This is a genomic window from Pseudonocardia sp. 73-21 (genome assembly GCF_001899645.1).
Lineage (GTDB): Bacteria > Actinomycetota > Actinomycetes > Mycobacteriales > Pseudonocardiaceae > Pseudonocardia.
In genome coordinates this window covers 147640-165928 of the sequence record NZ_MKVV01000083.1, presented here as the reverse complement: position 1 = coordinate 165928, position 18289 = coordinate 147640, and the positions used below count along the sequence as shown (strand labels likewise).

18 protein-coding genes are annotated in these 18289 nt (G+C 73.0%); 6 read left to right on the top strand and 12 right to left on the bottom strand.

What is annotated here, in order from left to right:
- Nucleotide 1 precedes the first annotated feature (1 nt).
- The gene (locus tag BGP03_RS26635) at nucleotides 2-721 is read right to left on the bottom strand and encodes a ferredoxin reductase (RefSeq protein ID WP_298797649.1); all 720 of its coding nucleotides are present in this window, start codon (nucleotides 719-721) and stop codon (nucleotides 2-4) included.
- The gene (locus BGP03_RS26630; protein ID WP_298797651.1) at nucleotides 722-1330 is read right to left on the bottom strand and encodes a sulfite oxidase-like oxidoreductase; all 609 of its coding nucleotides are present in this window, start codon (nucleotides 1328-1330) and stop codon (nucleotides 722-724) included.
- 255 nt (nucleotides 1331-1585) lie between these two features.
- Here BGP03_RS26630 and BGP03_RS26625 point away from each other — a divergent pair, with 255 nt between their 5' ends.
- Both BGP03_RS26625 and BGP03_RS26620 read left to right on the top strand, forming a co-directional pair.
- The gene (locus tag BGP03_RS26625) at nucleotides 1586-2494 is read left to right on the top strand and encodes an alpha/beta hydrolase fold domain-containing protein (protein WP_298797653.1); all 909 of its coding nucleotides are present in this window, start codon (nucleotides 1586-1588) and stop codon (nucleotides 2492-2494) included.
- 31 nt (nucleotides 2495-2525) lie between these two features.
- The gene (locus BGP03_RS26620) at nucleotides 2526-3308 is read left to right on the top strand and encodes a methylenetetrahydrofolate reductase (RefSeq protein ID WP_298797655.1); all 783 of its coding nucleotides are present in this window, start codon (nucleotides 2526-2528) and stop codon (nucleotides 3306-3308) included.
- A 7-nt stretch (nucleotides 3309-3315) separates the two neighbouring features.
- Here BGP03_RS26620 and BGP03_RS26615 read toward each other — a convergent pair whose 3' ends face one another.
- The 7 genes from BGP03_RS26615 to BGP03_RS26585 all read right to left on the bottom strand — a co-directional run bounded on the left by BGP03_RS26615 (nucleotide 3316) and on the right by BGP03_RS26585 (nucleotide 9192).
- The gene (locus BGP03_RS26615; protein ID WP_298797657.1) at nucleotides 3316-3891 is read right to left on the bottom strand and encodes an acyltransferase; all 576 of its coding nucleotides are present in this window, start codon (nucleotides 3889-3891) and stop codon (nucleotides 3316-3318) included.
- On the bottom strand, nucleotides 3888-5018 hold the full coding sequence (locus tag BGP03_RS26610) for a DegT/DnrJ/EryC1/StrS family aminotransferase (protein WP_298797660.1): 1131 nt from the start codon (nucleotides 5016-5018) through the stop codon (nucleotides 3888-3890). Before BGP03_RS26610 ends, BGP03_RS26615 begins: the two co-directional genes overlap by 4 nt.
- Before the next feature lie 11 nt (nucleotides 5019-5029).
- Nucleotides 5030-6151 (bottom strand): DegT/DnrJ/EryC1/StrS family aminotransferase, encoded by a 1122-nt coding sequence (locus BGP03_RS26605; RefSeq protein ID WP_298797661.1) that lies wholly within the window; start codon nucleotides 6149-6151, stop codon nucleotides 5030-5032.
- Nucleotides 6152-6159: 8 nt separating this feature from the next.
- A complete protein-coding gene (locus BGP03_RS26600; RefSeq protein ID WP_296369901.1) occupies nucleotides 6160-7158 on the bottom strand; it encodes an SDR family NAD(P)-dependent oxidoreductase in 999 nt (332 codons plus the stop codon).
- 106 nt (nucleotides 7159-7264) lie between these two features.
- On the bottom strand, nucleotides 7265-7729 hold the full coding sequence (locus BGP03_RS26595; RefSeq protein ID WP_296369900.1) for an NUDIX domain-containing protein: 465 nt from the start codon (nucleotides 7727-7729) through the stop codon (nucleotides 7265-7267).
- 4 nt (nucleotides 7730-7733) lie between these two features.
- Nucleotides 7734-8510, bottom strand: a complete 777-nt coding sequence (locus tag BGP03_RS26590) for an LLM class F420-dependent oxidoreductase (RefSeq protein ID WP_296369898.1) — start codon at nucleotides 8508-8510, stop codon at nucleotides 7734-7736.
- A 46-nt stretch (nucleotides 8511-8556) separates the two neighbouring features.
- Entirely contained in the window at nucleotides 8557-9192 is a 636-nt protein-coding gene (locus BGP03_RS26585; RefSeq protein ID WP_296369897.1) for a Pr6Pr family membrane protein, read from the bottom strand.
- A gap of 140 nt (nucleotides 9193-9332) precedes the next feature.
- Here BGP03_RS26585 and BGP03_RS26580 point away from each other — a divergent pair, with 140 nt between their 5' ends.
- Nucleotides 9333-10010 carry a DUF742 domain-containing protein gene (locus tag BGP03_RS26580; protein WP_298797665.1) on the top strand — a complete coding sequence of 226 codons (678 nt, stop codon included), beginning with the start codon at nucleotides 9333-9335 and terminating at the stop codon, nucleotides 10008-10010.
- Nucleotides 10011-10054: 44 nt separating this feature from the next.
- Nucleotides 10055-11260, top strand: a complete 1206-nt coding sequence (locus tag BGP03_RS26575) for an acyl-CoA dehydrogenase family protein (protein WP_298797667.1) — start codon at nucleotides 10055-10057, stop codon at nucleotides 11258-11260.
- Nucleotides 11261-11280: 20 nt separating this feature from the next.
- Here the strand turns inward: BGP03_RS26575 and BGP03_RS26570 are convergent, their stop codons facing one another.
- The 3 genes from BGP03_RS26570 to BGP03_RS26560 form a co-directional block, all read right to left on the bottom strand.
- On the bottom strand, nucleotides 11281-13428 hold the full coding sequence (locus BGP03_RS26570; protein WP_296369891.1) for an EAL domain-containing protein: 2148 nt from the start codon (nucleotides 13426-13428) through the stop codon (nucleotides 11281-11283).
- Between the two features lie 103 nt (nucleotides 13429-13531).
- Nucleotides 13532-13927, bottom strand: coding sequence for a hypothetical protein (locus BGP03_RS26565; protein WP_298797668.1), 396 nt, complete (start codon nucleotides 13925-13927; stop codon nucleotides 13532-13534).
- Nucleotides 13928-14154: 227 nt separating this feature from the next.
- Entirely contained in the window at nucleotides 14155-16692 is a 2538-nt protein-coding gene (locus tag BGP03_RS26560; RefSeq protein ID WP_296369887.1) for a DEAD/DEAH box helicase, read from the bottom strand.
- 84 nt (nucleotides 16693-16776) lie between these two features.
- Here BGP03_RS26560 and BGP03_RS26555 point away from each other — a divergent pair, with 84 nt between their 5' ends.
- Together BGP03_RS26555 and BGP03_RS26550 are read left to right on the top strand one after the other, a co-directional pair.
- Nucleotides 16777-17328, top strand: a complete 552-nt coding sequence (locus BGP03_RS26555) for a dihydrofolate reductase family protein (protein WP_298797671.1) — start codon at nucleotides 16777-16779, stop codon at nucleotides 17326-17328.
- Complete coding sequence (locus BGP03_RS26550) at nucleotides 17315-18214, top strand: helix-turn-helix domain-containing protein (protein WP_298797673.1); 900 nt, start codon at nucleotides 17315-17317, stop codon at nucleotides 18212-18214. The genes BGP03_RS26555 and BGP03_RS26550 overlap by 14 nt, the downstream gene beginning before the upstream one ends.
- Nucleotides 18215-18289 lie beyond the last annotated feature (75 nt).

The following is an 18289-nucleotide window of genomic DNA, read 5'->3' as shown; positions in this document are numbered from 1 at the left end:
TCTACCCGGACGGGCCGAACCGCTCCACCCGGATTCGGTCGACGGGCACCCCGGCCTCCACCAGCGCGGTGGTGGCCGCGTCGGCGAACGCGGGGGTGCCGCACACGTAGACGTCCTCGCCGCCCCGCACGAGCGGCGCCACGTCGGCGGCGGTGATGCGACCCACCGGGCGCGCGGTGCCGGGCGGCGCGGCGCGCGTCCAGATCACGGTGGACTCCGGACCGGGCAGCTCGTCGGCGTAGTAGAGGTCGTCGGGGGTGCGGGCGGAGACGAGCAGCCGCACGAGCTCAGGGTGCCCGTCGCGGCGGGCCGCGCGCAGCATCGCCATCAGCGGCACCACCCCGGACCCGCCGCCCACCAGCAGCACCGGGGCGTCGCCGGCCCACGCGAAGAAGCCGCCGATCGGCCCGCGCACCTCCAGCTCGTCGCCCGGCACCACCACGTCGTGCAGGAACTCCGAGACCTCGCCGTCGTCGAGCTTCTCCACCGTCAGATCGATCTGGCCGCTGGTGTCCGGGGCGGACGCGACCGAGTACGAGCGCTGGGCGGTGTAGCCGTCGGGCGCGGTGAGCCGCAGGACGTAGTACTGCCCGGCGACGTGCGGCATCGCGGCGGGCAGGGCCAGGCGGAACGTGCGGGCACGCGGCGTCTCGTCACGTGTCGAGAGCACGGTGGCCTGCTGCCAGCGCAGCGTCTTCCGGTTCGTGGGCAGGGTCGTCATTCAGTCGCCCTGGTAGCGCTGCTCGGTCCAGGGGTCGCCGCGGTCGTGGTAGCCGTTGCGTTCCCAGAAGCCCTGCTCGTCGTGGTCGAGCAGCCGCAGGCCCGACACCCACTTCGCGCTCTTCCAGAAGTACAGGTGCGGCACGATCATCCGCGCCGGCCCGCCGTGCTCGGTGGTCAGCGGCTGCCCGTCGGCGTCCCAGACCACCCACGCCTTCCCGCCGGTGACGTCGGCCAGCGGCAGGTTGGTGGTGTAGCCGGTGTGCGCGACCGCGACGACGTGCGTGGCCGTGGGCAGCACCCCGGCGGCGTCGAGCAGGACGTCGACCGACACGCCGTCGAAGGTCATGCCGAGCTTGGACCACGTGGTGACGCAGTGGATGTCGCCGGCGTAGCGTGAGCGGGGGAGGTCGTGGATCTCCTTCCACGTCCAGGTGGTCTCGCGCTCCACGAGCCCCTCGACGGTGAACGTCCAGCGGTCGGTGACGATCTTCGGCGTGGCTTCGGCGTGCAGCACGGGCCAGTCGTCGCGGGCGTCGTACTGGCCCGGGGGCAGCCGGGGGTCGCGGGCCTGTCGGCGTCCGGTGAAACCTCGCGTGATGCCAGCCATGTCGCTCCCAAGCCGGAGACGGATCAGTTCATTCCGCATGCCGGCGGGCGGCGCGCAGGGCGTCCAGGGTCACCGTCGGCCAGCGCCGTCCAGAAGGGTAGCGCCGCGTGCTCCATCGCCAGCCCCAGGTCGGCCCGAACCTGATGCTGGCCGCGGCCGACGCGCTCAGGCGGGCGGTGGCGCGGGTGCGCGCGGCTGAGCCGGCGGTCCCCGTAGGCGGTGCGGGGACCACGACATGCTCGTAGAGTCCGGGCGGTGCTCGATCCCCAGTTCCGCACCGTGCTCGACACCCTGACGGCGGCCGACGCGCTCCCGCTCATCCGCGGGTCCGCACAGGAGAGCCGCGACCACTACCGGGCCCTGGCGCTCGCGCGGCGCGGGCCCGGGTTCGTGCCCGAACCGGTGGCCGGGGTGGAGGACCGGACGGTCGACGGGCCCGGTGGCCCGATCCCGGTCCGGGTCTACACCCCGCAGGACGACCGCGGGCGCGCCGTCACCTACCTGCACGGCGGGGGGTGGGTGCTGGGCGACCTCGACACGCACGACCCCGTCTGCCGCCGGGTCGCCAACGCCGTGGGTGCCGTCGTCGTCGCGGCGGACTACCGGCTCGCCCCCGAGCACCCTCACCCGGCGCCCCTGGACGACGCCACCGCCGTGCTGGCCTGGACCGCATCGGAGTTCACCGGCCGGGCGCTCGGCGTGGCCGGGGACAGCGCGGGGGCCGGCCTCGCCGCCGGGGCGGCGCTGCGGGCCCGCGACGCCGGTCTCCCCCTCGTCGCGCACTTGCTCTGGTACCCGTGCACCGACCCCACGATGGGTTCGGCGTCGATCCGGGAGAACGGGGAGGGCTACTTCCTGACCGCCGAGGACATGGACTGGTTCTACGCGCAGTACATCCCGGGCGGCACGACCGATCCGGAGGTGGCGCTGGCGACCGCCGACGTCACCGGGGTCGCCTCCGCGGTGGTGGCCACCGCCGAGTTCGACCCGCTCCGCGACGAGGGTGACGCCTACGCCGCGCGTCTCGCCGCGGCGGGCGTCACGGTACGGCACGTGCCCGGACCGGGCCTGATCCACGGCTACGCCGCGTTCCTCGGGGCCGTGGACGCGGCCGACGCGGTGGCCGCCGAGGTGCTCGGAGCGTTCGACGCGCTGCTGGGCTGAACCCGCGGCGCGAGAACGTAGGGTCCGAGCCATGTGCGCTGACCGGTTCCGGGTCGTCTGCGAGATCGAGCCGCCGACGCGGCCGGGCCTCACCCATGCGCGCCATCAGATCGGTGTGCTGACCCCGGTCGCGGACGCGTTCCTGATCCCCGACAACCACATCGGCCGGGCCACGGTGTCCAGCATCGCCGTGGCCAACGAGGTGCGGGCGATGGGCGGTCGCAGCATCGCGTGCGTGAACTCGCGCGACCGCAACCTGCTCGGGTTCCGGCGGGACCTGCTCACGGCGGCGGCCTACGGCGTCGAGAGCTTCCTGTTCGTGCACGGCGACAAACCGACCGCGGGGGACCGCACGAGCGAGCTGACGGTCCGCACGATGATCGACGAGGCCCGGCGGGCCACCGACCAGCCGACCTTCGAGGGCACCGCGCCGTTCCGGCTCGGGGTCACCGCCGGCCACCGCCGCCCGATGGCCGCCTGGAAGCAGGCCGCCGACTTCGTGTTCCTGCAGGTGGGCTACTCGGTGGAGGCGTTCCTGCGCTGGCGCGAGCAGAACCCGACCGACCTGCCCGTCCACGCGGGCGTCATGGTCCTCGCCAGCGCGGGCATGGCGCGTCGGCTGCGGGCGAGCATCCCGGACATCGCCATCCCCGATGCCCTGGTCGAGCAGGTGACCGCCGATCCGGAGGCCGGCGTCCACGCCGCCTGCGACCTGGTGCTCGCGCTGCGCGACACCGGCGCGTTCGCCGGCGTGCACCTGGTGCCGGTGAGCCGCTACCGCTCCGTGGCGGCCCAGCTCGAACGCGCGCTCTGAACCCGGATCAGGAGACGGAGCGCAGGCCCGTGCCCGCCGCCTCGTGCTTCGTGCCGCACTCCGTGCACGTCAGGTCATCGGGAAGGCGCTCGCCGCACACGCAGACCCAGCCCTTGGCCCTCGCCGGGTTGCCGGCCACGAACGCGTGCGCCGGGACGTCCTTCGTGACCACCGCGCCGGCGGCGGCGAACGCGTACTCGCCGATCTCCGTGCCGCACACCACCACCGTGCCCGCACCGAGGGTGGCGCCGCGGCGCACCGTGGTGGACAGCAGCACCTCCGGCCCGCGCTTGATCGCCGAGCGGGGGCGCAGGTCATTGGTGAACAGCACGTTGGGGCCGAGGAACACGTCGTCCTCGCAGGTGACGCCGGTGAACACCAGCGTGCCGTTCTTGACGGTCACGTTGTCGCCCAGCACCGCGCCGGTCTCGACGAAGGCGCAGTCGCAGATGTTGCAGTCGCGGCCGATGCGGGCGCCCGGCAGTACGTGCGCGAACGCCCACACGCGCGTGCCGGGGCCGACGTCGTCGCTCTCGCAGAGGCCCTGGGGGTGGACCCGCACCCCCGTGTCGGTACCGGTCACTTGACGGCGTCCGCCAGCACCGACACCACGCGCTCCTGCTGCTCGGGAGTGATGCTCGGGAACATCGGCAGCGAGATGATCTCCGCGCCGAGCTGCTCGGAGACCGGGAACGTGCCCTCGCCCTGGCCGAGGTTGGCGAACGCCTCGGTGCGGTGCACGGGCGTGGGGTAGTGGATGCTCGCGCCGACCCTGTTGGTCTGCAGTTCCTTGAGCACGCGGTCGCGCTCCCGGACGCGCACGACGTAGAGGTGCCAGACCGGCTCGTTGCCCTCCAGCACGGTCGGCGCCACGACACCGTCGACGCCGGCCAGCAGTGCGGCGTAGCGGTCGGCCGCGGCGCGGCGGTTGGCGTTCCAGCCGTCGAGCCGCTTGAGCTTGGCCGAGAGCACCACGGCCTGGATCGTGTCGAGGCGGCTGTTGAAGCCCAGCACCGCGTGCTCGTACTTGCGCGGCGAACCGTGGTCGCGCAGCAGCCCGACGGCGGCGGCGAGGTCGTCGCGGTCGGTGAGCACCGCACCCGCGTCGCCGTAGGCGCCGAGGTTCTTGCCCGGGTAGAAGCTGGTGCCGGCGATGTCGCCGAGCTTGCCCGCGGACACGCCGTTGCGCTTGGCGCCCTGGCTCTGGGCGGCGTCCTCCAGGATCGCGACGCCCTCGGGCAGCAGGGCCCGGAGCTTCTCGACCGCGGCGGTCTGGCCGTAGAGGTGCACCGGGATGACGGCCTTGGTGCGGTCGGTGACCGCGGCGGCGGCCGCCTCCACGTCGATCAGCGCCGTGTCGAGGTCGGCGTCGACGAGCACCGGCGTGGCGCCCGAGCGCGCGACGGCCTCCGCGGTGGCGATGAACGTGTTGGCCGGCAGGATCACCTCGTCGCCGGGCACGACGCCCAGCGCGCGCAGCGCCAGCTCGATGGCGTCCGTGCCGTTGCCGAGGCCGACGACGTGGCCGACGCCCGACCAGGCCGCGTACTCGGCCTCGAAGGCCTTGATCTGCGGGCCGCCGACGAACGCGGTGCGGGCGAGGACCTCGGCCCAGCCCGCGTTCACCTCGTCGGCGATCTCGGCGTGCGGGCTGGCCAGGTCGAGGAACGGAACGGCCGCAATGTCGGTCGACGGGGCGGGGCTGCTCAAGTAACTACTCCTCAGTGGACGGCGGTCTGCAGGCCGATCGCCGCGGCCAGCGCCGCCACGACCGTGTCCTGCTCGGCCTCGGTGAGCTCGTGGTGCACGGGCAGGATCAGCGTGCGGGTGGTGAGGTGCTCGGTGACGGGCAGCGGCGCGTGCGGGTGCCCCGCGTACGCCGGCTCGGTGTGGGCGGCCATGATGCCGCGCCGCGCCGACACCCCGGCCTCGGCCAGGGCCGCGAGCACGTCGCCCACGGGCGGGGCCGCGTCGGGCAGCTCCACCCAGAACGACTGGAAGTTCGACGTGGCGCCCTCGGGGTCCCGGACGGTGCGCAGGCCCATGGGGGCGAGCAGCTCCCGGTAGCGGGCCGCGATCTCCCGGCGCCGCGCGACGATGCCCGGCAGCTTCCGCAGCTGCACGAGGCCCATCGCGGCCTGGATGTCGGTCATGCGGTAGTTGAAGGCGGTCTCGCCGTAGGACTCGACGATGGCCTTCCCGGCGGCGGCGTGCCGGTCGGCGGCCGAGACGCTCATGCCGTGCTCGCGCAGGCGGCGCATGCGGGCGGCGAGCTCCTCGTCGTCCGTCGTGATCATCCCGCCCTCACCGGTGGTGAGCAGCTTGCGCGGGTGGAACGACCAGGCGGCCATGAGCGCGCCCCGCCCCGTCGGGGCCCCGTTCAGCGTGGAGCCGGCGGCGCAGGCCGCGTCCTCGACCAGCGGCAGCCCGCCCAGCGAGGCCTTGAGCGCCGGGATGTCGGCGGGCACGCCGCCCTGGTGGACGACCAGCACGGCCTTGGTGGCGTCGGTGCGCACGGCCGCGACGGTCTCCGGCGTGAGGTTGCCGGTCTCGGCGCTCACGTCGGCGAACACCGGGGTGGCGCCGCAGTAGCGCACGGCGTTGGCCGTGGCGATGAACGAGAACGACGGCACGATCACCTCGTCGCCCGGGCCCACGCCCAGCACGTAGAGGCACAGGTGCAGCGCCGTGGTGCAGTTGGACGTGGCGACGCCGTGGTCGGCACCGACGGACGCGGCGAACGCCTTCTCGAACTCCGCGACCCGCGGGCCCTGCGCCACCCAGCCGGAGCGGACGGCCTCGGCGACGGCCTGGGCCTCCTCCTCGCCGAGGGTCGGCTTCATGACGGGGATCATGCGGAAGCCCCTGCGGTGGCGGCGGTGTCGGCCTTCCACCACTCGACGAGGCCGCGCAGGCCGGCGTCGAGGGTGATCTCCGGCGTCCAGCCCAGGTCGGCCTGCGCGCGGGAGATGTCGGCCAGGCGGCGGGTGACGCCGTTGACGGCGCGCTCCGGGCCGTGGTCCGGCTTCAGATCGGAGTCCATGGCCGCCAGCAGCGCGTTCGCGAGGTCCAGCAGGCTGGTCTCGGTGGCCGTGGCGATGTTGTAGACCTCGTCGGTGACGTCGGCCTTCGCGGCGAGGATGTTGGCGCGCGCGATGTCCTGCACGTGCACGAAGTCCATGGTCTGCAGGCCGTCGCCGAAGATCAGCGGGGCCTCGCCGCGGGCGATGCGCTCCATCCAGCGGATGAGCACCTCGGTGTAGAGACCGTGCACGTCCATGCGGGGGCCGTAGACGTTGAAGTAGCGCATGGCCACGTAGTCGAGGCCGTTCATGGCGTGGAAGCTGCGCAGCATGCCCTCGTTGAACGCCTTGGCGGCGCCGTAGAAGGTGTCGTTGTTGTACGGGTGGTGGCGCTCGGTGGTGGGGAAGGTCTCGGCGAGGCCGTAGACCGACGCCGACGACGACGCGACGACCTTCTTGACGCCGTGCGCGACGGCCGCCTCGATGATGGTGAAGGTGCCGTCCACCAGGGACTCCAGCGCGAGCCGGGGCTGCTCGGCGCACTGGGTGATGCGCAGCGCCGCGAGGTGGAAGACCACGTCGATGCCGTCGGTGAGCTCGTTGACGAGCTTCGGGTCGTTGATGTCGCCGGTGACGACGGTGAGCCGGTCGCCGCCGATCTCCTGCGCGGTGGCGAGGTTCTCCATGCGACCGCGGGCGAAGTTGTCGAGGACCACGACCTCGGTGGCCCCGGCCTCCAGCGCCTGGTCGACGACGTGCGAGCCGATCGTGCCGGCCCCGCCGGTGACCAGGATCCTCTGGCCGGAGATGGGCTGGGCAACGCTCACGTGCAGACCTCCTGCTGATCACTCTCTGCACCACGCAGAGTCCTCGTTGACGATGTCATCCCGGCGCGGCGACACCTCAGTGGGGGTCGCCGCCCGCGCCGCTCCGTCACCCGCCGCACCCCTCCACCAGCCGGTCCACGAACGGCACCTGTGCGGCCACGAGCTTGCGCCGGGCGGTGTCGGCGTCGAACCAGGCGGCCCGGTCGATCTCGGGGAACGAGGCGATCCGGCCGGATTTCGGGGGCCACTCGATGGTGAAGTGGTTGCTCTCGATGTGGTCGGCGTCGAAGTCGCCCTCCAGCGCGAAGACGGTGATGGTCTTCCCCCCGCGCATCCGGACGCTGCCCAGCTCGCGCAGCGGCCCGTCGGGCGGCGGGGAGCCCATCTCCTCGGTGAACTCGCGGCGTGCGGCCGTGAGGGGATCCTCGGCCGGGCCGTGTTCGCCCTTGGGCACCGACCAGGCGGCGTCGTCCTTCTTCGCCCAGAACGGGCCGCCCATGTGGCCGAGCAGCACCTCGATCCCGCCGGGTCCGGGGCGGTGCAGGAGCAGGCCTGCGCTCAGTACGGGCACGGGGTCACGCCGAGCGGGAGTCGCGCCAGGCGATCCAGTCCTTGAGCAAGCCGAGGTCGTGGTCCGGTCCGCCGACGCCCACGGTGAACAGCGTGGCGCCCGCGGCCACCAGCGCGTCGGCGACCTCCTCGGGGGCCTTCTGCACGCCGATGGACCGCTCGATCTCGGCCGGGTCGCGGCCGATGTCGGCGCAGTGGCCGTCGAGCACGGCGTTCTTGTGCGTGAGCACGTCGACGTCGCCGAAGCTGTGCCAGATCTGGGCGTGCTCCGCGGTGTAGCGCAGCGTCTTCTTCTCGCCACCGCCGCCGATCAGCACCGGGATCTCGCGGGTGGGCGCCGGGTTGAGCTTCGCCCAGCGGGCCTTGATCCGGGGCAGCGCCTGCGCGAGGTCGGCGAGCCGGGAGCCGGCGGTGCCGAAGTCGTAGCCGTACTCGTCGTAGTCGCGCTGGAACCAGCCCGCGCCGATGCCGAGGATCAGCCGGCCGTCGGAGATGTGGTCGACGGTGCGGGCCATGTCGGCCAGCAGCTCGGGGTTGCGGTAGCTGTTGCACGTGACGAGCGCGCCGATCTCGACGCGGCTGGTGGCCTCGGCCCAGGCCCCGAGCATCGTCCAGCACTCGAAGTGCTTGCCGTCGGGCTCGCCGTAGAGGGGGTAGAAGTGGTCCCAGTTGAAGAGGACGTCGACGCCCGCCTCCTCGGCGGCCGCGGCGGTGCGGCGGATCTGGGCGTAGTCGGCGTGCTGGGGCTGGAGTTGGAGGCCGATCCGGACCGGGTGCGTCATGGCCGCGATCCTGCCACCGCCCCGATGATCATCCGGTCCGGGTCGATCACCCGGTGCGGGCCGGCCGCATCGCCAGCCGGTCGACGCCGAACGCGACGGTGGCCAGCACCAGGAACAGCGCCGTGATCAGCACGGAGTTGACCGCGACCTGTCCGTAGCCCAGCGTCGCGACGTCGACGAACGGGTACGGGTACCAGCCGATGAGCGCACCGCGCACGAGCGTGAAGGCGAGCCAGACCAGCGGGTAGAGCAGCGACAGGAGCACCACGCGCCGCCGGACGAGCCCGCGCGGTCCGAACAGCAGCCAGCCCAGCACGAACAGCAGCGGCGAGACCGTGTGGAACAGGCGGTCGGCGAGGTACTCCGCGCCGCGCAGGTCGTAGAGCCCCGCGAGCACGGTGTTGTAGACGATGCCGGTGACCGTGATGCCGAGCAGCGCGTCGAGCCACGCCACCGCGAACGGCTCCGAGTCCCGCCGGCGCAGCACCAGCGCCACGCACACCACGGCGACCAGGATGTTCGACAGGATCGTGAAGAACGTGAAGAGGTTGCCGACCCGGGCCGCGGGGGTGTCGAAGAAGACGCCCTCCACCTTGCCTGCGGTGATCGGGATCTGGATGGCGAGGGCCACCACGACGACGAGGGCGTTCAACGCGAACCAGCAGCGGGCGGCGAAGGGCACGGGATCATCGTGACATCGATCATGCCCTTCGGCGAGAGCGCGGAGTCGTCACGACGGTGCTACGGCCCGGAAACGCCACGGAAACGCCGCACGGAGAGTGTTCAGGGCCAACGGACGATCACTGCGGGAGGTGGGCCGTCGTGCGAGCTCAGGACGGTCCCGAGGTCGGTCTCACGGGCGCCCGCTTCGGCGGCGGTGGCCGTCGGCGGGGCCGCAGGAACGACGCAGCGGGGGACGCCGGCGCCGACACGGTCGCGATGGCCGCCGTCGAGCCGCTTCCCGAGCCTCCCGCCGCGTTCGGGTCGACCGCCCCGCCGGGCCCCGAGGCGCCGGTCGTCGGTCTCACCGGAGCCCGGTTCGGCGGACCGTCGCCTCGCCGTCGCCGGGTGGTCCCGCGGCCGGTCGACGCCGCTGCGGAGGCCGCCGAGGTGGGCGAGCCCGTTCCCCGGCCCCGACCCGTCGGGTGGCGGGAGCCGCCGCCCGACGCCGACGCGGCCGTGTCCTCGTTCGTCCGCCCGTACGTGCTGACGAGCGGCCGGACCCGCTCGACCTTCGATCTCGCGATCGAGGCCCTCGTGTCGGTGGTGCCGGCCGCGCTCGGTGCCCGGACGCCCCACCCGGACATCGTCGAGCTGTGCCGGGAACCGCGGTCGGTGGCGGAGATCGCGGCCTTGCGCGGCGTCCCGCTCGGGGTGGCGCGGGTGCTGCTGGGCGATCTCGCCGCGCTCGGCGCCGTCGTCGTGCACCGCACCGTGGACGCCGGCGGTCCCGACCTCGCGCTGATGGAGCGCGTGCTCAGCGGGCTGCGGCGGCTGTAGCGCTCCGACGCGCGCGCGGGCCGGGAGTGTGGCACAACTGCGTCATGATCGAGCAGTCCGAGATCCAGGTCCCGCCCGTGCCCGTGGTCCCGCCGCCCTACCACTCGCCGGAGCGAGAGGAGCTGCAGGCCACGGCCCGGCGGTTCGCCGCCGAGGAGGTGCTGCCGGTCGCGAACGAGCTCGACCCGCTGAAGGGCGAGATCCCGCGCTCGCTGCTGGAGAAGATGGCCGGCCACGGCTGGTTCGGCATCACCGTCGACCGCGAGCACGGTGGTCTCGGCCTGGGTGCGTTCGAGTACTGCATGGTGGCCGAGGAGCTGGCGCGCGCGTGGATGAGCGTGGCCAGCATCATCGCCCGCGCGCAGGGCGCGGGCACCGACGTCGCCGACCCGGCGCGCCGCGCGCAGCTGCTGCGCCGCAGTGCCGCGGGGGAGTGGATCGGGGCCATCGCGCTCTCCGAGCCCGACGCCGGCTCCGATCTCGCGGGCGTCGCCACCCGGGCCGTCCGCGACGGCGACGAGTTCGTCGTCACCGGTCAGAAGCGCTGGACGGGCAACGCGAAGGCCGCCGACTTCATCCAGGTGCTCGTGCGCACCGACGACCCGGAACCCGGCGAGAAGCGCTCCGCCGGCCTGGCCACCCTGCTGGTGGAGAAGGAGCGCGACACCTTCCCCGACGGCATCACCGGCACCCCCATCGACAAGATCGGGTACCACGGGTTCGTCACGTGGGACCTCGAGTTCGACGGCCTGCGCGTGCCGGCCGCGAACCAGGTCGGGACGGGCGGGTTCGCCGACGCGCAGAAGTGGCTCAACATCGCCCGCGTGCACACCGCGGCGCGCGCGGTGGGCCTGGCCCGGGCCGCCGTCGAGGACTGCATCGTCTACCTGCAGCGGCGCCACCAGTTCGAGCACCCGATCGGCGACTTCCAGGCCGTGCGGTTCACCCTCGCCGACATGGCGGCGCGCGTGGAGCAGGCGCGCGCGTTCTACCAGCACGTGGCGCACCTGATCGACCTCGGCCACCCGTGCGAGCGCGAGGCGGCGATGGTCAAGCTGATGGCCACGGAGATGGCGGCCGAGGTCACCGCCGACGGCATCCAGCTGCACGGCGGCAACGGCTACACCACCGAGCACCAGGTCGAGCGGCACTGGCGCGACGCCCGGCTCACCACGATCTTCGAGGGCACCAGCGAGATCCAGCGCAAGATCGTCTCGGACCGGCTGCTGCCCCGGAGCCCGCTGGGCTAGGAGGGTGCTTCAGCGCGCTCCTAGGACGGCCCGACCGGGCGGTGGAGCATGCCGGGGATCGCGTCGGCGGCGAGGGCGGGGGCGAAGTAGTACCCCTGCCCCGTGTCGCAGCCCAGCGCGCGGAGCTGGTCGAGCTGGTCGGCGGTCTCGACCGACTCGGCCACCACGCCGAGCCCGAGCACGTGGGCGAGGCGGATCAGCAGCCCGGCCACCTCGACGTCGACGGTGTCGGTGTGCGGCCCGTGCTGGCCGGTGACGAAGCTGCCGGCGAGCTTGAGGGTGTGCACCGGCAGCCGGCGCAGGTAGGCGAGGTTCGAGTAGCCGGTGCCGAAGTCGTCGATCGCGATCCGCACACCCATGTCCGCGAGCGCGTTGAGGGTCTCCAGCGACTCGGGGGTGGGCCCCATCAGGTCGCTCTCGGTGAGCTCCAGCTGCAGCGCGTCGGCCGGCCACCCCGTCTGCTCGAGGATGCGGGACACCTCGGCGACGACCCCCGGCTCGCGGATCTGGCGGGCGGCGATGTTGACGCTGAGGTAGAGGGCGGCCTCCGGGTCGGCGTCGCGCCACCGCACGGCGTCACGGCACGCCTGCTCCAGCACCCACTGCCCGAGCGGCACGATCAGCCCGGACTCCTCGGCGAGCGGGATGAACACGTCGGGCCCCAGGCGGGTGCCGTCGGGCAGGTTCCAGCGCACCAGCGCCTCGACGCCCACCATCCGCTGGTCGGGCAGACGCACCAGCGGCTGGTACTCCACCACGAACTCGCCCGAGGCCAGGGCGAGCGGCATCCGCGCCGACGTCGCGAGGCGGCCGATGTCGCTGTGGTGGCGGTGGGCGTCGAAGTGGGCGACGCGGTCGCGGCCGTCGTGCTTGGCGCGGTAGAGCGTGGTGTCGGCGGCCTTCATCAGCTCGGCCGCCCGCGACGGGATGTCGACGCCGTGGGCCGGTTCGGTGAGGTCGGAGCTGTGGACCACACCCACCCCGGCCGACACCCGGATGTCGTGTCCGGCCAGGCGCACCGGACGCCGCACCGCGGCGAGCGCGGCGAGGGCGCACCGGTGCACGTGCTCGGGCCCGCCGGGGGAGCGGACCAGGATGACGAACTCGTCGCCGCCCATCCGCGCCACGAGGTGCTCGTCGAGCTCGCTGGCCAGGCGGTGGGCGACGGTGCGCAGCAGGGCGTCGCCGACGTCGTGACCGAGCGTGTCGTTGACGGCCTTGAAGCCGTCGAGATCGAGATAGCACACGGCGAGGTGCCGGTCGGGCTGCGCGAGCTCCTCCTCGAGGTGCTCGAAGAACACCGTGCGGTTGGGCAGACCGGTCAGGGGGTCGTGCTCGGCCTGGTGGCGGAGGCGGTCCTGCAGACGGCGGCGCTCGGTGATGTCCTGGAGCATCCCGACCATGAAGCGGGGGGAGCCGTCCGAGGCGCGCACGAGGGTGAGCTCGACGTCGGCCCAGACCGACGTGCCGTCCCTGCGCACGTAGGCCTTCTCCCGGCGGACGTGGTCGACCTCGCCCGCCAGCAGGTCCTTCACCTCCGCCCAGTAGGCGGGGTCGTCGTCGGGGTGGACGAAGGAGAACGCCGACCGCTCGGTCAGCTCCTCCGGGGAGTAGCCGAAGAGGTCGCAGAGGGCCCGGTTGACCTCGAGGACGCGGCCGTCGACGTCGGAGATCCCGATGCCCACGGCGGACTCGGTGAACACGGCGTGGAACCTGGCCTCGCTGGTGTGCCGGGCGTCCTCGGCGAGGGCGTGGGCCGCGAGCGCGGCGGCGCCGAGGTGGTCCTGCTCGCTGCGGGTGTGGTCGCGCAGCGCCTCGGCGTAGGCGGAGGTGAGCGCTCCTACGACGGTGAACATGCGCGCGTGGCCGATGGTGGGGCCGGCGTCCCCGAGGGTGCGGACGGTGGCGTCCAGGGCCGACGGCCGGGTGACGCCCGCGGAGACGAGGTCCCGGCCGACCTGCCTGGGCCGGGCGGGATCGAACGGCTCGGTGACCACGGCGTCCCGGAGGGTTCCGGCGAGGGCGAGCAGCCGGCGGCGCTGGTCGGGGCCGGCGACGCCGTCGGGCAGCGAATCCAGCCAGTCCCCGGCGAGCCGATCGACGTCGGGGAGCGAGCCCCGCAACCCTCTGTCCTGCTCCTGGTGCAGGTCCGGAGGATGGTCCGCCATCGCGGGCGTCACTCCTGTCGCGTCACCGGGCCGCGCGATGATGCGTGACCGTGCGTCACGGAGCGTACCGGTCGAGTGGGTGTTGGACCGAACGATCCGATCGTCAGGTTGCACCGGCCCCCTGATCGGGTGAGTTCTCCTGCTTGCGACGGCCACCGCGCCGCATGTTGCCCGTGGTGGTGCGCCGACCCGGGTCGACCAGGCGCTTCCACTTGCCCTGGGCGGCCTGCCGGCTGGAGAGCTGGGCATGGACGGCGTCGGCGACCTGGGCCCACGTCATGCCGTCCGAGCGCAGCTTGCGGATGAGGTCGCGCTCGTAGTAGTCGGCGAGGCGCCGCATCTCCCCGACGACGGCGTACCAGGCGGCGGCCGCGTCGTTGGTGAGCGGTCCCTCGGCGCTGCGGGCCTTGAGGAACTCCAGGTGGGCGGTGACCGAGCGGTCGCGGGTGACGGCCGGGTCGACGCGCTCGATCCACCGCTCGGCCTCTGAGTACTTCATGTGACAACGATACATTGACGGCAGCGAAATGTCGATCAAACGACGACATGATCGACATTTGCGGACGGTGCGCCGCGGAGGAGATGGCTCCCGGGCCTGCCTCCACCCCGACCCGTCGACGCTGCGCCCGGCGTGGCAGCCGGCCCCGGCCGGTCCGGGGGAGCACGTCTACCCGGGCGTCGGCAGACGCACACCGCCGGTGCCGGGCGGTCTGGACCCGAGGGCGGTCAGGCTCCGCCCAGCGGCTCCACGCCGGTGATCCAGATCATCGCCGTGCCCTCCTCGTCGGAGGCGGCGAGGTCGACCTCGGCGGTGATGGCCCAGTCGTGGTCGCCGTCGGGATCGTCGAGGACCTGGCGGACCAGCCAGCGCTCCGGCTCCTCCTCGATCGTGATCATCTTCGGGCCGCGCGCGTCGGGGCCGGTGCCGATGGCCACCATCGTGTCGCCGTAGTGGTCCCAGTAGGGGAGCAGGGCCTCGCGCCAGGCCTCGCCGTTCCAGCCGGAGGAGGAGTCGAGCTCGCCGAGCATGTCCCAGCGCCGCAGGGCCGCGAGCTCCACGCGGCGGAACATCGCGTTGCGCACCAGCACCCGGAACGCGCGGACATTGCGGGTGACCCCGGGCGGGCCGCTCTCCAGCGACGGCGGAGCGACCTCCTCGCCCGTGCCGGCGCCGGCCGCGAGCGCCTCCCACTCGTCGAGCAGGGAGGAGTCGACCTGGCGCACCAGCTCGCCCAGCCACTCCTCGACGTCGGTGAGCTCCTCGGTCTTGGCCTCGTCGGGCACCGTCTGGCGCAGGGCGCGGTAGGCGTCGGCGAGGTAGCGCAGCACCAGGCCCTCGGACCGCGCGAGCTGGTAGTGCCCGATGTACTCCACGAACGTCATGGAGCGCTCGAACATGTCGCGGGCCACCGACTTGGGCGAGAGCGTGGCGTCCTCGACCCAGGGGGCGCCGCGGCGGTAGGTCTCCAGCGCGCCGCTCAAGAGCTCGTCGAGCGGCTTGGGCCAGGTCACCTCCTCCAGCAGCACCATCCGCTCCTCGTACTCGATGCCCTCGGCCTTCATCAGTGCCACGGCCTCGCCCTTGGCCTTGCTCTGCTGCGCGTAGAGCACCTGGCGGGGGTCGTCGAGGGTGGCCTCGATGATCGAGAGCATGTCCATCGCGTAGGTCGGGGACGCCTTGTCCAGCAGCTCGAACGACGCCAGCGCGAACGGCGAGAGCGGCTGGTTGAGCGCGAAGTCGAGCTGCAGGTCGCCGACCAGGCGCACCCGGCGACCCTCGGCGTCCGGGGAGTCGAGCTGCTCCACCACCCCGGACGCCAGCAGCGCCCGGTAGATCGCGATGGCCCGCAGGATGTGGCGTCGCTGGCGCGGCCGCGGCTCGTGGTTGTCCTCCAGCAGGTGCCGCATGGCGGCGAAGGCGTCCCCGGGACGGGAGATGACGTTGAGCAGCATCGCGTGCGAGACCTGGAAGTGGCTGGTCAGCGCCTCGGGCTGGGCCACCTGCAGTTTGCCGAACCCCACCTCGGACCAGCCGACGAACCCCTCCGGCGGCTTCTTGCGGACGATCCGTTTCTTCTTCTTCTCGTCGTCCCCGGCGCGGGCGATGAGCCGGGCGTTCTCCACCTCGTGATCGGGGGCCTCGGCCACGACGGTGCCGACGGTGTCGTAGCCCGCACGCCCGGCCCGTCCGGCGATCTGGTGGAACTCCCGCGCCTTGAGCGGGCGGGTGCGCTGCCCGTCGTACTTGACGAGCGCGGTGAACAGCACCGTGCGGATCGGCACGTTGATGCCGACGCCGAGGGTGTCGGTGCCGCAGATGACGCGCAGCAGCCCGGCCTGGGCAAGGGTCTCCACCAGCCGCCGGTAGCGCGGCAGCATCCCGGCGTGGTGCACGCCGATGCCGTGGCGCACGAGCCGCGAGAGCGTCCTGCCGAAGCCCGAGGTGAAGCGGAAGTTGCCGATCAGCGCGGCGATGGCCGCCTTGTCGTCCTTGGACGTGACGTTGACGCTCATCAGCGACTGCGCGCGGTCCACCGCGGACTGCTGCGTGAAGTGCACGACGTACACGGGCGCCTCGTGGGTGGCGAGCAGCTCGGCGATCGTGTCGTGCAGCGGTGAGTAGACGTAGCGGTAGTGCAGCGGCACGGGCCGGTCCACCGAGGTGATGACGGCGGTGTCGCGGCCGGTGCGGCGCTTCAGGTCGTCCCGGAAGAACGTGACGTCGCCGAGCGTGGCGCTCATCAGCAGGAACTGCGCCTGCGGCAGCTCGATCAGCGGCACCTGCCAGGCCCAGCCGCGGTCGGGGTCGGCGTAGAAGTGGAACTCGTCCATCACCACCGAGCCGACGTCGGCGTCCCGGCCGGAGCGCAGCGCGATGTTGGCCAGGATCTCGGCGGTGCAGCAGATGATCGGGGCCTTCTCGTTCACCGCGGCGTCGCCGGTGAGCATGCCGACCTTGTCGGCGCCGAACACGTCGATGAGCTGGAAGAACTTCTCGCTCACCAGCGCCTTGATCGGCGCGGTGTAGAACGTGCGCCGCCCGCGCTGCAGGGCCACGGCGTGCGCGCCGATGGCGACCAGCGACTTCCCGGAGCCCGTGGGCGTCGAGAGGATGACGTTGCTGCCGGTGGCCAGCTCGATCAGCGCCTCCTCCTGCGCCGGGTAGAGCGACAGGCCGCGCTCCTCGTAGGCCCAGTCGACGAACGCCTCGACGAGGTCGTCGGGATCGTCGGGCGTGGGAGGGAGGCGTTCGGTGAGCGTCATGGTCCCTCCAGTATCGCGCCACCGGAAATCGCGGCAGCAAGAACGGTCGGGCGCACGCAGGCCCGGACCGGGCAGGCTGACCCCATGCCGCGCACCGTCTACTACACCGCCGCCACCCTCGACGGCTTCATCGCCGACGCCCGCGACTCGCTGGACTGGCTCTTCGTCCAGGACATCGACGAGGCCGGCCCGATGAACTACACCGCCTTCATCGCCGACGTCGGCGCGCTCGTCATGGGCGCCACCACCTACGAGTGGGTCCGCGCCCGCGTCGAGGCCGGCACCAACAAGTGGGCCTACCCGATGCCGACGGTCGTGTTCACCCACCGGGACCTGCCCGTCATCGACGGCGCCGACGTCCGGTTCGCCCGCGGCGACGTGGCAGGAGTCCACGCGGAGCTCGCCGCCCTGGGCAGGGACGTGTGGGTCGTCGGCGGCGGGGACCTCGCCGGGCAGTTCGCCGACGCCGGCCTGCTGGACGAGATCATCGTGTCGATCGCACCGGTCACGCTCGGGGAGGGCCGCCCGGTCTTCCCGCGCCGCTACGCCCTGCGCACCGTCGAGGTCGCGCGCAACGGGGCCTTCGCGTGCGTCCGGTACGCGGTGGAGGGCGCGCGCACCGATGACTGGACGTGACCGGCTCCGGGATCTCCTCGACGCCGTCCTCGCCGACGACCACCGATCCCTGACCGACATGGCCGGCGGCGCGTACACGTCGCCGTTCCACTTCAGCCGGCTGCTGGCCCGCGACACCGGCGAGCCGCCGGTGGCCATGCGCCGGCGCGTCGAGCTGGAACGGGCCGCGTGGCGGCTCGCCTCCGGTTCGCCGGTGACGGAGGTGGCGTTCGCCGCCGGCTACGAGTCCGTGGACGGCTTCGCCCGCGCGTACGCCCGGGCCTTCGGCCACCCGCCCAGCGCGACGCCCGCCGGGGCACACCACTGGTTGCCCGCGCCCAACGGCATCCACTTCCACGCACCGCACAACCTGTGGGTGACCGGGGAGCCCGACGGGGCGAGCCCCGTGACGGCGCTGATGGTGCACCACGACGTCGACGACGTGCGGTCGCTGCTGGAGCTCGCGAAGGGCATTCCGGCCGCCGAGTACACCCGTAAACGCCTTCCGGGCCTCGTGCTCCTGCGCTGGGCGGGGGAGGAGCCCTCGATCGCGGCGCTGCTCAGCCGCTGCGTGGGCACCTACGAGATCTGGCTCGCCTCGATCGCCGGCGAGGACCACCCCGGCGGACCGGGCCCGGACGCGGACCCGGTGACGCTGCTGGGCCGCCTCGACGACGTCGGCCCCCGCTGGCGCGCGACGGTGCGCGACATCGAGCGCCGCCGCGCCTGGAACGACCGCCTCGTCGACGCGCTGTGCGACCCGCCCGAGAGCTTCGTGCTCGGCAGCGTCCTGGCCCACGTGCTGACCTACTCCGCGCAGCGCCGGGGCCTGGTCCGCGCGCTGCTGCGCCAGGCCGGCGCGCCGGTCGACGACGGTGACCCGATCGACTGGCTGCAACGGACCTGAGCAGCACCGTCACCCGGACGTGCCGCTACGGTGGTGCCGTGACCAGGGGTGGGGGCGGAATGCCCGATCTGGTGT